This window comes from Nostoc sp. (genome assembly GCF_036919495.1).
Classification (GTDB): domain Bacteria; phylum Cyanobacteriota; class Cyanobacteriia; order Cyanobacteriales; family Nostocaceae; genus Nostoc.
In genome coordinates, this window is the sequence record NZ_JBALBZ010000020.1 from 13794 (window position 1) to 27321 (window position 13528).

The 13528-nt window shown below is 40.9% G+C and carries 10 protein-coding genes; 6 read left to right on the plus strand and 4 right to left on the minus strand.

Annotation, left to right across the window (positions count from 1 at the left end):
• Window positions 1-30 precede the first annotated feature (30 nt).
• A complete protein-coding gene (locus V7K25_RS02090) occupies window positions 31-900 on the minus strand; it encodes a DUF5895 domain-containing protein (protein WP_335154629.1) in 870 nt (289 codons plus the stop codon).
• Window positions 901-2318: 1418 nt separating this feature from the next.
• Between V7K25_RS02090 and V7K25_RS02095 the strand changes: the two genes are divergently transcribed.
• Window positions 2319-3152 (plus strand): hypothetical protein, encoded by an 834-nt coding sequence (locus V7K25_RS02095; protein WP_335154631.1) that lies wholly within the window; start codon window positions 2319-2321, stop codon window positions 3150-3152.
• 78 nt (window positions 3153-3230) lie between these two features.
• Complete coding sequence (locus tag V7K25_RS02100) at window positions 3231-3452, plus strand: hypothetical protein (protein ID WP_335154633.1); 222 nt, start codon at window positions 3231-3233, stop codon at window positions 3450-3452.
• Window positions 3453-3719: 267 nt separating this feature from the next.
• Here V7K25_RS02100 and V7K25_RS02105 read toward each other — a convergent pair whose 3' ends face one another.
• The gene (locus V7K25_RS02105) at window positions 3720-7241 is read right to left on the minus strand and encodes an NB-ARC domain-containing protein (RefSeq protein WP_335154635.1); all 3522 of its coding nucleotides are present in this window, start codon (window positions 7239-7241) and stop codon (window positions 3720-3722) included.
• 1099 nt (window positions 7242-8340) lie between these two features.
• Window positions 8341-8487 carry a ribbon-helix-helix protein, CopG family gene (locus tag V7K25_RS02110; protein ID WP_196522620.1) on the minus strand — a complete coding sequence of 49 codons (147 nt, stop codon included), beginning with the start codon at window positions 8485-8487 and terminating at the stop codon, window positions 8341-8343.
• Between the two features lie 750 nt (window positions 8488-9237).
• Between V7K25_RS02110 and V7K25_RS02115 the strand changes: the two genes are divergently transcribed.
• From V7K25_RS02115 to V7K25_RS02130, 4 genes are all read left to right on the plus strand, one after another.
• Window positions 9238-9738: a fatty acid hydroxylase gene (locus V7K25_RS02115; protein ID WP_335154637.1), complete on the plus strand. Its 501-nt coding sequence runs from the start codon at window positions 9238-9240 to the stop codon at window positions 9736-9738.
• Window positions 9739-10118: 380 nt separating this feature from the next.
• Complete coding sequence (locus V7K25_RS02120) at window positions 10119-10412, plus strand: hypothetical protein (RefSeq protein WP_335154639.1); 294 nt, start codon at window positions 10119-10121, stop codon at window positions 10410-10412.
• Window positions 10399-12378: a GAF domain-containing sensor histidine kinase gene (locus tag V7K25_RS02125; RefSeq protein ID WP_335154641.1), complete on the plus strand. Its 1980-nt coding sequence runs from the start codon at window positions 10399-10401 to the stop codon at window positions 12376-12378. Before V7K25_RS02120 ends, V7K25_RS02125 begins: the two co-directional genes overlap by 14 nt.
• Before the next feature lie 14 nt (window positions 12379-12392).
• Complete coding sequence (locus V7K25_RS02130) at window positions 12393-12650, plus strand: hypothetical protein (protein ID WP_335154643.1); 258 nt, start codon at window positions 12393-12395, stop codon at window positions 12648-12650.
• A gap of 37 nt (window positions 12651-12687) precedes the next feature.
• Here the strand turns inward: V7K25_RS02130 and V7K25_RS02135 are convergent, their stop codons facing one another.
• A complete protein-coding gene (locus V7K25_RS02135) occupies window positions 12688-13293 on the minus strand; it encodes a flavin reductase family protein (protein WP_335154645.1) in 606 nt (201 codons plus the stop codon).
• Between the last annotated feature and the right edge of the window lie 235 nt (window positions 13294-13528).

Sequence of the window (13528 nt, forward strand, 5' to 3'; positions counted from 1 at the left end):
TCACTCCTCACTCCTCACTCCTCACTTTTTTTAGTACGGCGGATAAGCAAAATCATCTTCATCAGCATAAACATAAGAGTTGGAAACTCCTGCCATCGCCAATTTAGGCGTTTCTGATTTTACAGGTTCCTTCCCAAAATCTTTGTATTCTTCAAAAGTTTTGCAAATCATTCTAGACTCAAGAGAATCGGAAGCAATTAAGTATTCTGTTAAAGTCCCTACCGTGGGATGTTTGTAGTCTACAGTTGAAGCTACTAGAACTGTATTTGGTTCAATACCTCTTTCTTCACATTCAATTATCGGACAAAAAATGCCGTGAGCGTGGAACAATGGCCCTTTTGGTGTTAAGGGTTGCTTGCGGTAAACAGCATAAGCTTTTTCTAGTTCAGCGACGAATCCACTAACTACTTTGCCTTGTTGATATTCGCAATAGGTTTTGCTGAAACTCGCTCCAGCGGCACCATTAAGAGTTAGTTGTAGTGGTGATTCATGTAAAAACTTTTTATTCTCTCCCACTAGAAAAATTAAATAGCGAGTAAAGGTTTTAAATTTAAGTTTATCGGCTAAAAAAGCATCATAATTCTCTTTGAGCGTACCCAGTTTTAAACCACTTTCCCGATCTTTGACAGACAATGGCCCCCGACGCACTATAACCACGCGTGGAGTAGTGGAAATAAAGACCGTTTCGACTCCAGAGCTAAATTCATGCTCCACTTGCTGCCAATTATCATCTGGCACAAAGCCGACAGCATTGGCATTATCCAGCTTAATTGCCAAACCGTGGGATTGCATACCATCTGTGCCATATCGAGGATTAATCATCTGACACCAGGGAAGGACTTGAGAAGGCGGTGCATTAAATTTATCGTCTTCAAAGTCGAAATTAGCAGATGCTTTCATCGTTTTAGGCTATCAAAGTGTTTTCTTGAACAAGTTTATCGACAGGACGCTGAGGAAAGGGGAGCCAGTTATGTGCTGTGGTTTCCAAAGTTTAGGATACTCAAACTGGCATAGTAGTTTTTCCAGAGTAAGACAGAATCAATCTATGTTGCAATCCCTGTTTCGTTTTTTAACAACAGATTATCACTTTGGCATATCCTTGTTTACGTCCAATTTTCTGCTAGTTTCGGGCGATAATCCGATAAAATCACTCAATCAGGACTTACGCAAAAATTGTCAAAAAGCTTAATTTATCGTCAGGGTAAGCGCATCTAAAATGGGATTGACAAAACATACATTTAATGAGTTAACCATAGAATAGGGATTTAGGGTTCAGTTGATTTCTACAGGCTAATAGCGATGTCTACGACGGGCTACGCCTGCGCCTAATTTATTATCAATAAGCGGGATTTAATGCGATTATTTAGGTCTTTATTGAGATTAGAGCTTTGTTTTTGACAAGATGCGCTTACCCTATTTTAGAGATTTTAGAGAGACTGGGTTTTCAGGTTTTAATGCTTCTTTATAAAACCTGAATTTTAGTACCACAGTATAAGGGGAGCGGTAGAACTAAATTTCTTAGCGAATTCCTAGGGCGTGTCATCAATTGAGCCAAATGACAGAAGCAGCCAGATAATATTTGGTAAGTCACGCCAAGGAATGCCTGCTCGGTAATGATATAACACTGCTTCGACAAACAATCGATTATTTGCCGCTCTTAAAGCCTCTGAAGGTTATCTAAGGGACTTCCAGAAAATAAACTATTCCATCAAGAGCAATGATTATCATTCTCAAAAATATTGTCTCTTGTTTTTCTTGGAATAATTTATTCTTTGGAAGTCCCCTGTGTACTATCACATACAAATTTGTTTCTATACTTACTCAGTATTCTTGAATTAGCATTCTTGTTATTCTTTTATATTTTGCGCTCTTTATTTATCTTTTACGGGTGTCTACTGTTGGTGCAAGATATGAGTCTATAGAATTTTGTGAGGCAAAATAAAACCCTCCTTTGGCAGCCTACTCGTCTCGTTGAATGAGAACCGCATCTCAAAATAGCGTTGCCTAACTGGGGCATTAGTGGCGTTGAACCAAGATAGGGTGTAAAAATAATGTAAAGTAGCAAGCTTGATACAGTCGGTACGCGCTACCTGTAATTCTACTTACGTGCTATACTATACATTGAGAAAAATAATCATACAACTGTATATTTTTGCCTTATCATCAATAATATACATCTTAAAGCCCTATTAGTACATAGTAGCTAATTAATGATGATTGCATTTACACCCTATAGCTTAGTCCAGCTATCTCCATCTCTATTTTGTAGCAAAAGTAGTATTTTACCTCCTGGAAGATATAGGAATGCATAATGAACCATGTGTGATAAATTTTTCATTGATACTGAATCAATACATATTTCGTCTGACGAAGTAGTTGTGGAAACTGCTAATCGGACTTGGTTAGATCAACCCGAACATCCGGGGATGGGTTATTCCCTTACTCAAAAGATTATTGATGCAGACACCTTAGCTAAAACTCGAAAGCTTTTAAATAATGCAATAGTATGTGCTTGGTACACAGTGAAGTCGGAGCGCAGACCACCAGCTCTAACCCCTACACGTTGGGTATGGCGACTTGCAGGTTTTTACCATTTGTGCCATTCCACACCCAAACTGATGGAGGAAGCGCAAGAGCGATTCGCTTCAGCAGATCGTCATAGTTTGGCACAGTGGGCTGTACAGAAAGCCAGAGAAGAGGCAGGTCATGACCTACTCGCTTTACGGGATATTGAGTCGATGGGATATAGAGCCGAAGCTGTTGTGCAAGCACTTGTTCCTCCGGCTGCAAAGGCGTTGCTGGATTACTTCACCCAGAGCGTTCAGGGATCAGATCCAATTGATTGCGTGGGCTATTCTTATACAGCAGAACGTTTAGGGATATGTATAGGGATGGGTTACATCCAGAGTGTGGAAGCACTGCTACCACCAGGTATCACAGCTACCCGTTGCCTGCGCGCGCACAGTGCTGTTAGCACTGAGGTAGAACACGTAAAAGAAACGCTTGCAATGATTGCTGGTCTTACTTCTGAAGAACGTGTTCGCGTGGCGAAAGCTTGTTATCAAGCAGCCTTGTTGCGCTTCAGCCCACCTGAGGAACCTTATATATCAGATGAGGAGATTCAGAATGTGTTAAAACCGCTAAAAGCTTAGAAATTATCTAACAGCCAAGCGCAACTTTTTTAAGACAACTGAGAAAGTGTACAAATTAGCACAGTTAAAAAAAAGATAATGGAAACAGCAACAGCAAAAATTACAGCCGTTGAGCAGCAATCTTTAAGTTCTTGTAATTCTGCTATCGAGCAGCAATCTTTCAGCCCTTATAATTCTGCTAGCAGCTTCAGCGAGAGCAACTTAGAGACTTTAGATGACATAGAGTTGGAGTTGGAAAGAATCATGTTTGAGGAATTCGCAAAAGGATTAGCAAGCGATATCCCTATGGGTGATTTCTAGTTTCGGCTTATCTACATACTTTAGTAATAAGGCTTGAGTTACTAGTTGATATCCCTCAATTGTTTAGCTTCTACTAAGGGTTTGAAGAAGCTCAGATGCTAGTTAAATTCAAATACCGTAACAGTTAAACAATTAGGGATTGACACTTTTGAGCAGAGAAAACCTCCTGTCTACTGACCTGACGTTTTAAACATTTATTGCTGTAGGTTCCTCCAAGCGGTGAAATCTTTACTGGTTTTATATAACTCCTTGCCGAGGCTGTTTTTCCTAAGCAATTGCCCCCAACCCTTTTAGAGTAGCAATAGTCGCAGTAGTTAAACCCGTAACCCCCCTAATATTCATTCCTTCATAAAATTTCTTAGCTTTCAAAGTTTTCAAGCACTTGCCCGTGTTGATATCCCAAAGTCGAATTGTCTCATCAGCGCCACTACTAGCCAGAGTTTGATTATCTGGGCTAAAAGCGATTGACCAGACCCAAGCTGAATGTCCATGTAACGTTCTTTTGCATTCACCAGTATCAACGTCCCATAACTTAATTGTGTAATCGGGACTGCTACTAGCTATAATCTGACCATTTCGACTAAAGACGACTGCTTTAACGATACCATTTGCACAAACCTGGAAAGTTTGGAGGCAAGCACCAGTACTAACACTCCACAACCTGATTGTTCCGTCATAGCTGGCGCTTGCCAGCAATTTACCATTCGGGCTAAAAGCAATTGACCAAACCCAATTCGTATGCCCTTCTAACGTTCCTTTACACTCACCAGTGCTAACATCCCACAACTTGACTGTCTGATCCCAAGCACCACTGGCTACTGTCTTCCCTTGAGGACAAAAGGCAACTGACTGGATTGCAGCACGATGCCCCTGGAAAGTTTGTAAGGCTTGTCCCCTATTGACATCCCACAACTTCACCGTACAGTCGTGACTGCCACTTGCTAAAGTTTGACCATCAGGGCTGTAAGCAACTGACCATACTAGAGCATGATGTCCCAGTAAAGTTTGTAAGGCTTGACCCGTATTGACATCCCACAACTTTACTGTTCTATCGTCACTGCCACTTACCAATGTTTGCCCTTTTGGACAAAACGCAACTGATCGAACCGCAGCACTATGCCCCTGGAAAATTTGCAAAGTTTTACTCGTATTAACATCCCATAACCTCACTGTCTGATCGTGACTACTGCTTGCTAATGTCTGACCATCCGGACTGTAAGCTATTGACCAAACTTGGCTAGTATAACCACTGAGAGTTTTGAGACATTGACCAGTATTAATGTTCCATAGCTTCACTGTTTGGTCTTCACCGCCACTGGCGAGAAGATCCCCTTTCACACTAAAGACGACAGAGCATACCCAACCCGAATGTCCTTGAAGGGTTTTTAGACATTGCCCAGTGCTAAAGCTCCATAGCTTCACTGTGTGGTCGAAACTGCCACTAGCAATGATATTGCCTTGAGGATTAATGGCAACTGACCAGACCGCAGCATGATGCCCTTCTAGAGTTTTAATGCATTCACCAGTGTCAAAGTCCCATAACTTTACTGTCTGGTCATCACTGCTACTGGCTATTGTCTGACCGTCTGGACTGATAATGATTGATCGTATTCCATCATCATGCCCCTGTAGAGTTTTGATACATTCGCCAGTGCTGACATCCCACAATCTAATTGTGTCGTCATCACTACCGCTCACTAGCGTCTGACCATCCGGATGGAAGACCGCAGAAATTACCCAACTTGTATGTCCCCGGAAAATTCTGAGACATTCAGTGGTACTAACACTCCATAGTCTTATTGTATGGTCATTACTGCCACTTACTAGCATATTACCATCTGGACTAAAGGCTACCGACCAAACCTCACTATTATTGTGTTCCGAAAAGGTTTGCAGGCATTGACCTGTAATGACATCCCACAATTTCACAGTAGAATCAGCACTCCCGCTAGCAAGGGTTCTACCGTCAGAATTGAAGGCAAGTGATACAACCCAGTTGGTATGACCCTTGCAGTTGAGGATCTGTTTGCCATCCGCAGTATTTCGTAAGCAAATCTCACCATTGCTATCCCCCGTAGCCAAAAGTTTGCCGTCGGGGCTAAAGGCTACGGACAAAATACCACCGAAGGCTTCAGCAAAGACAGACTTAGCTAGATCAGCGTTTTGGAAATTTACATCGTGCAATTTCACATTCCGCAAGTCTGCTTGCCAAACCGTTAGTTCAGAAAAATCATGACCCCTTAAATCTATCTGTAGTTGACAAAGCAAATTAAGAATATTTCCACCTGTGTACCCTAGTTCTTGCGGCGATTCTTCCTGTAGCTTTACTAAAATTTTAGCTAGTCGATTTTCAATGCCTTTTTTACTTCTCAATATAGTGAGCAGCTCATCAAGAACCGGTTTGAGGATGAGGCGGATTTGAGCTTCTCTTATATAGTCTTTCGCACTCGCCTTGATCAGAGCGTGGCATCTAAAAAGTTCAATATTCTCAGTTGTAATCTCTTCACAGACTTGCTCTATGAATACCTGAGTTACATACTCTATGACTACAGGTTGTAGGGTGAAAGTTATTGCATTTTTCTCAACTAGCGATCGCCTTACCAGAGATTCCACAGCCTCCATTAGTTTTGCTTGCGGTACTTGTGATATAATATCGTCTCGCAATTCTGGAAGCCCCATTGGCTCACGATTAATCGCTAGCCAATACATTATTTCCTTTTCTAAATCTGACAAACGCTCAAATTGCTGCTCTAAGATATCGCGAATGTCTCCAAAAACAGCTGTGTCTTGTTGCAAAAATCCAGTCACATTACCATCAAAAACATCTTTAATGGTTGTGGCAACTATCTTTAAGGCTAATGGATTGCCTGCATAACGTTCAATCATTACTTTCCATTCATCCTCTGCCGCAGATAGCCCCTTGAGTTTTAAGATTTCTTGCCCTTCTGCCACTTTCAACCCACTCAGTGACAATGAGCGGACAGGTAGTGTTTGTCCTTCCAATAATGCCACTTCTTTTGGTTTTTCACGACTAGTCAGCACTAAACAGCTTTGGTGAGTTGCTTCTCCTACCCGTCTTAAAAGCTCACCATATTCCTCATATCCTTCTCGATAAAGTCCGGCTCGACTCCCACTGCGGAGAATTGACTCTGCATTATCAAGGATCACCAAACAGCGAGAATTTTGTAAATAATAGAGTAGCCGCGATACCCTCTCACTAAAGCTTTCTGGTAAATTACCTTCTGTTTCTTGTTCGTCAGATAGAAATTGGATTAGGTTACTTAGAATAATTTTAACAGGCGGTGCTTCTCGTAGCGATCGCCAGATTACATACTCAAAGTTTTCCTGAATCTGTTGAGCAAATTTTACAGATAGGGTTGTTTTCCCAATCCCTCCTATTCCCAATAATGCGACTAATTGACAGTGTTCATTAATAATCCATTGCTCTAGGGTATTAAGTTCTTCTGTACGTCCATAAAAAACTGAGTTAAAGATAGCTTCTCCCCAATCTAGACGAGTATTTGAGCTTGAATAGTCGCCTTTTTCTATTTTTAACTTAAAAGCTAAAAAAAGCCTCTCAATAGTCTGTTTGTCAACTCCTCCTTCCCGATTCAATACTTTCGAGATAGTAGCGGAATATAATCCCGATCGCGCACTCATTTCTTCAAGAGTATACCTGTTTCCAAAATTTTCCCTTGCTTCTGACTGATGCTTTGCTTCCTTAATTTTTTGTAACCCCTTGTTAGTAAGTGCAACGCCACGCTTGCGTCTCCAATTCTGTAAAGTCATGTATTAACTCACTGTTGGTGTAATTACCTTTGATTAAAAGGAATTATCTACGAGGTTGCTATAGATATGAAGTGATAGCCATAACAAACTAATAATCTTATGTTGCAGAGGATTTAAAACAGGTATATTACCAAAATATTCACTGATGAAAGCCACTTTTGGCAATCTACTCGTCTCGGGAATTCAACACCGCTTGCTCAACAGACAATCTGGCTTGTGGCACATTGATTGCTGACATCATCTTTTCAGCCGAAAGCTTCTTGGACTTGGGTAATGGTAGATTAATTCCGTGTGCTATTATTTATTTTATACTTTAGTTTTTCAGTAATAGACTTGGGATGCAAAGCTTAAGTTCAATCTAAAAATCCTGATTTTCACTGGTAAAGATATTTCGGAATTGGCAAGCTTGATAAATAAAGTTTGTATATATCTAGCCTATCAATCAATGAATAAAACTGCTGCACTTAAATTTCCTCGTTTCGCAACCTCCAGTAAAAAAAGGGCGCTTAAGCGAATTACCTTAAACTTGACATCAGATGAAGCTCAGAACCTTGAAAAGTATTGTGAACAGACAGGCAGACCTGCAATAGATGTAATTCGGGAACTTATTCAAGCCTTGCCTTGACTTGACTTTTCATGCCAAGTCTGAAAGCCCCAGTCCAGAAGAGCCAAGGCTAAAGTAGAAGGGGTTGCAGATTTGGATAAAGGTTTTTGAATTTACTCTAACAAAAATAATTCAACGCAGGTAATCATAGATTAGACTCTCACGATCTGGATGTTTGCTATTTAAATTCTGCTATCTGTTGCGAAAATACTAAAAAACAAGGGTTATAAATTATTCTCTGAGGGAAGTTACGACAGAATCAGGATACTGTATACTGTCCGACACCTGTGCTGTAGGAAGGGAGGTAAGTCCACAACGAGGGCGAAAGTCTAAGTTTAGCCACTCTCCCATGATTACAGAAGCTCAGACTACCCTTCGGGAACGACAAAACCGAACAGCCGTAGGCAAAGCCTGAGTAGTTACCTCCAATTCAACCAGATTCTAATGCTTATATCTTGAGAATGAACCAAAGTTAAATGGTTCGCAAATCTACTTTTATTTTATCACTGGCAAAGCTCGAATCAGTTCTCGAATCACATCCGTTGCTGGTCTGCCTGTTTGTTCGCAATACTTTTCAAGGTTCTTGGCTTCATTTGATGCCAGGTTTATAGTGATTCGTTTGACGGCCCATTTTTTGTTCATGCTGAAACAGATAAATCGTGTAATCATACCTTCAAACCCTGATTTTACCTTCCCAACTGGAAAGTAACCTAAATTTGGGATATGCCGAGATACCTTTTCAAGAGGACAAGTTGTAATTGAAGAAGGCAGTTCTTGCTGGAGGAGCAAATCATCCAGGGATTTGCAGAGAGGATGATGCTAATTGATAGCTTACTATTATGACATGTAGTTAATTCTAGATGCTCCAGATTTTGCCGCTTCTTAATTTAATTGTCAAGCAGCTTTCCTCACCTTGATAATCTAGGCTACCTTGGCAGAATGCCTATTTCTATTATTTTGATTAAATTTTTAATTAAAGCTTAATTGCAATCAACTTAGTATTAATAATACTGAAGAAGGCCTTAACCTAAATTTGTACTAACTTTAACTTAACCTTTGCTTACGCTGTATGTCTTAGTAAGAAGATTATGTAGTAACTATAGTAAAATACAGTATTCCCATCGGAATTTAGATGTATTACTACCATTAATCCAAATTTAAAAGCCAAATTGGAGGTTCTTACAAGTTGCTGTTTACTGCATTAAGGATCGTAGATTCATGAAACTGCAACTCACCCAATTACATATACTCTGAGTCAAATTAACTGGAGTGTAGACCCATGAAATAAATGCATAGATGATGCAAGCATCATAGAAAATCAGGTGTCTACGTCTACAGCATAAAATTTGCATATTTTCTGTGGAGTTTTCTTAACTTACTTGAGGAGTACAAATGCTTGAGGCTATCGCTGTTGCTTGGTTATTACTGTTTTTTGGCGATTTTTTATCTACATTCTTTTACCACGTACCCGAGCATGTTTTTGGTAGCCTACATTTAAAAACGCACCACTCTTGGAAGAAGGACTTTCGCCACTACGCTATTTTGACTTTTAATCCCCAAGTTCTTTTAGATGGTATCTTAGGAGCTTTGCCTTATGTACTTATAGCAGTAGTCTTGTGGCCTTTTTCTCCCATCGGCGTTATCTCTGGATTACTGCTTGGTCAGTTTCATGTATGGTGGAGACACATAAGTGTACTAGGTTGGCAAACTTCAAAGCCTGTCAATATTTTATGCCAAATTCTATTTATTACTACTCCTGAAAGACACTGGTTGCACCATCACAAAACTAATTTGGGTTTCGGTGATATTTTTACGTTCTTTGAGCAACCTGCACAAATGTGGTTACGCTGGCTTCGGCTACTTAGACTTCGTTTTCGCTACTCTCGCATCTAACTGAAGCTAGCGCTTACCTAAAAACTTTTTAAAATTAGCAAAAAAGGCTGCGATCGCAGCTTTTTTTGTAGACTATTTATTTATTTTTTGCTAGACAGAAGATTATTCCAACCTCAGAAAAGCTGATTCCCAATTTAGGAGTAGTCGCAACAAAAGACACCAATTAACCATAGCTTTTAATCTATGCCTTTATAAAATTGTGAAAGCTTTATTTATAGTTTGTCTATAACTCATCAAAAAGTAAGCGATTTCAGTAGACGCAAGGACGCCTCTGGTACGGAATTTAAATATATTTGCTAATGCTCAACTTTGTTGTTATGTCGCCCATCTTTTTGGGAAAACTAGTCTTAATTAGTAAATTATTATATCCCTAGATTATTATGACAATTTCTCTCTTTTTTGGAGATGCCGGGCGTAGCTTCCTTATCCGAAGGGGTATGGATAGCTACGGTGAAGTAAGCAGGAGGCAGAGGGCAGAAGGCAGAGGGTTGCAATACAGTTTAGGCTGCTTTTCTATAGGAGAGGCTGCGCGATCGCAACTGGTAAAAACTAAGAAACTGCCTGTCTTTGGAAACTTAGTCCCAGAGGTAGCAGATAAAATTAATAACCTGGTTGGCTTGAATGCAGCCAATTTACAACTTGCTACTTATGAGGTGTTTCATGTCCGCAGTTAATCTCAGAAAGATGCTCAACAAAAAAGAGTTGCCATCTCTACTTCATAACTTAATTTACCAGTTTAACATTGCGATTGATGTTGAACTAGTAGACGGCACGAAACTGATTAGCATTGGGGAGCAAACTGCAAAAAACCGATATCCAATCGAGGTGTCAGGAGAAATCATCGGTTGGGTTGTTGGGGGAGAACAGGCAACTCTACTTGCGACTTTGCTCTCCTTTCTGGCAAAGCAGGAAGCTGAGAAGAAAGTACTCGCCAAAGAATTGCTAAAGCGATACCAGGAAATTGATTTGTTTGATGATATCTCGACTCAACTCACAACAAGTTTAGATACGCGACAGATTGCCCAACTTGTGCTTCAAGAATTGAGTCAATTAATTGAATCATCTGCGGGGATGATTCTGCTTTTGAGTCCAGATGCAACTGCGTTTGAAATCATTGCTGAATTTGGAGTGTTTTTTGACCACAGTCAGCCGGAACCGGGTAAGGGAATTATTGGCAACATTGTGCAATCTAACCGGGCAGAACTAATCAATGATGTGCAAGCCGATCCTCGCTTAGAGGGGCAAAAAAACATTAGTGCAATGATTTGTGTACCGTTGCGAGCCAAGGAGCGAGTACTGGGAGCGATCGCCATTGGAGCGCCCAAAACGAACTCATACAAGGCAGAACACCTGAAACTTGTGAGTATCTTTGCCTCTCAAAGTGCGATCGCTATTGACAAAGCTGTGCTTTACGAGCAAAGTACTCAAGCAGCCCTCCAGGCAAAAGCCCAAACACAGAAGCTTCAGCAAGCTCTCCATGAGTTGCAATTGGCCCAAACTAAATTGATCCAAAGCGAAAAAATGTCCAGTCTAGGGCAACTCATTGCCGGAGTTGCCCACGAAATCAACAACCCGGTTAACTTTATTTACGGCAATTTAAGGTATGTTGCCGAATACGCCCAAGACTTGTTGCACCTATTGGAAAAGTATCAGAAATTCCTACCTGTTGCTCCTCCAGAACTGGAATCAGAGTTAGACAACATAGACCTAGAATTTATCATGCAGGATCTCCCCAAACTGTTAGATTCGATGAAACTGGGCACAAGTCGCATTGTAGAAATTGTCCAATCCCTGAAAAATTTCTCCCGCCATGACGAAGCCGACATGAAAGCCGTGAACATCCACGATGGTATTGATGGAACCTTAATGATTCTTCATCATCGCCTGAAAGCAGATGTTCATCGTCCGGCAATTGAAATCGTTAAAGACTATGCAAAACTTCCTCTAATTGAATGCTACCCCGGACAGTTGAATCAGGTATTTATGAACATCCTGGCAAATGCCATTGATGCTTTAGAAGAAGATATGGAAAATTCCGGATTCAGAAGTAGCCCCCAGTCCCCAATCTCCAATCCCCAAATCACTATTCGTACCAAAGTCCTTGATCAACAGTGGGTTGTGATTCGTATCGCTGACAATGGCCCAGGCATGAAGGAGGAGGTAATTCGCCGCATTTACGATCCCTTCTTCACCACGAAAGATATTGGTAAGGGAACCGGGTTAGGTATGGCAATCAGCTACCAAATTGTTGTAGACAAACATAGGGGAATGCTCAAATGTCGTTCTCAACCGGGTGAAGGAACAGAATTCTGGATTCAGATTCCGTTAAATTGTGCATTGGTGGATGCTACTGAAGAACAGAGTAGCGCCTCTGTCTCGCAAACTTATACAACAGAATTATCCCAGACTCCCGATACCGATGGCTTCATTCCATCAACAACTTCAATGCTCAAACCGACGGATTTGTTGATTCGGCATACTCAATTGATCCAGCGACTCTCACAGCACAATCCAAATGTGGAAGGTGCATCACCCGATCAAATTTACCAGATGTTCCAACGCCACCCAATTTCATTAAGACTTTACGCCACTTTGTTGTCTTGGTTCTGTTGTTCTAACCCTACCCAAATACGCCATTAAAATAAACCTCAATCATGTTTAACCAACTTGATGAATACAACAGTCAGCTATTTGAACAATGTCCTGTTGGGCAAAGATGTCTACTGCAAACTCAGGGATATAGTGTAATTGAAGCCTCCGATCCGCAAGAATGCATTTATAAAGCCCTGTCAGCCAAACCTGACACGATCATCATCGATTATATCTTCTCTAAAGAAGCCGATTTGGTGAAAACCCTACGGTTTGAGAAAGAGTTGGAAAATGTATTTTTTATTATGCTATCAGAACAGTAATCGTTGAGGCTGGGGATTTTTTGCATCAACTTATACTTTAAGTGGGGCGAGTAATTTCATACAAATCTTGGGTGCGCGTATACCAGTTAGCCGACAAGCGACCAATCGCGTGCAACTTTGCGACATCAATTGTGTTTTGTGGTGTAAGTAAATCGTCCCGAATATGCCACAGCACCGCCTCAGCAATAATTAATCCCGATTGGCTACCTTCATTCCCTACGTAAACTACCTGCTTCAGCACACACTCAATATTAATTGGTGATTCAGCAACTCGTGGCGGACGCACCCGCTTTGAGGGAACAGGAGTTAGCCCTGCTACTTGAAATTCGTCTACATCTGGTGGAAAGTCTCCACTAGTGGTGTTCATCTGTTCCCCCAATTCTTCAATAACTATGTTGACCACTAGTTCACCCGACTGCTCTACATTGAATAAAGTATCTTTTTTAACACCACGTTTTAGACCTGTGGAAATGGCTAGAGTCGGTGGGTTAGCTGTCACACCCATAAAAAAACTGAAAGGTGCAACATTGAGCGTACCATCGCTAGCGATCGTTGACACCCAAGCGATCGGTCGGGGAACCACTGAACCTACAAGTAATTGATAGTTATTCCGTGGGTTATTCTGGGAGGGATCGATAATCATTGAGGTTTTCCTCACTAAACACTACAGTTTTTCAAAACTCGATCTTGCCGAAGAAAAGCTTTTTACCTGAGTTATGGGTAATTTTCGTTACTGCAACTTACTTTTTTTAGCTATATGTTGAGATGTTCATACTCAGTTAGAATACTACGGTTTATTGGCTAGATTGCCGTAAAAGAAGAATTGGAGGAATCATCAACTGCGATCGCAGCTTTTTAGTTGACCCAGATTCAGGATT

Bases quoted from the DNA above. Each gene is read 5' to 3' on its own strand.
- V7K25_RS02115 (WP_335154637.1), top strand. From the start codon at position 9,238: ATGCTTGAGGCTATCGCTGTTGCTTGGTTATTACTGTTTTTTGGCGAT.
- V7K25_RS02100 (WP_335154633.1), top strand. From the start codon at position 3,231: ATGGAAACAGCAACAGCAAAAATTACAGCCGTTGAGCAGCAATCTTTA.
- V7K25_RS02105 (WP_335154635.1), bottom strand. From the start codon at position 7,241: ATGACTTTACAGAATTGGAGACGCAAGCGTGGCGTTGCACTTACTAAC.
- V7K25_RS02090 (WP_335154629.1), bottom strand. From the start codon at position 900: ATGAAAGCATCTGCTAATTTCGACTTTGAAGACGATAAATTTAATGCA.
- V7K25_RS02125 (WP_335154641.1), top strand. From the start codon at position 10,399: ATGTCCGCAGTTAATCTCAGAAAGATGCTCAACAAAAAAGAGTTGCCA.
- V7K25_RS02120 (WP_335154639.1), top strand. From the start codon at position 10,119: ATGACAATTTCTCTCTTTTTTGGAGATGCCGGGCGTAGCTTCCTTATC.
- V7K25_RS02095 (WP_335154631.1), top strand. From the start codon at position 2,319: ATGTGTGATAAATTTTTCATTGATACTGAATCAATACATATTTCGTCT.
- V7K25_RS02135 (WP_335154645.1), bottom strand. From the start codon at position 13,293: ATGATTATCGATCCCTCCCAGAATAACCCACGGAATAACTATCAATTA.
- V7K25_RS02130 (WP_335154643.1), top strand. From the start codon at position 12,393: ATGTTTAACCAACTTGATGAATACAACAGTCAGCTATTTGAACAATGT.
- V7K25_RS02110 (WP_196522620.1), bottom strand. From the start codon at position 8,487: ATGAACAAAAAATGGGCCGTCAAACGAATCACTATAAACCTGGCATCA.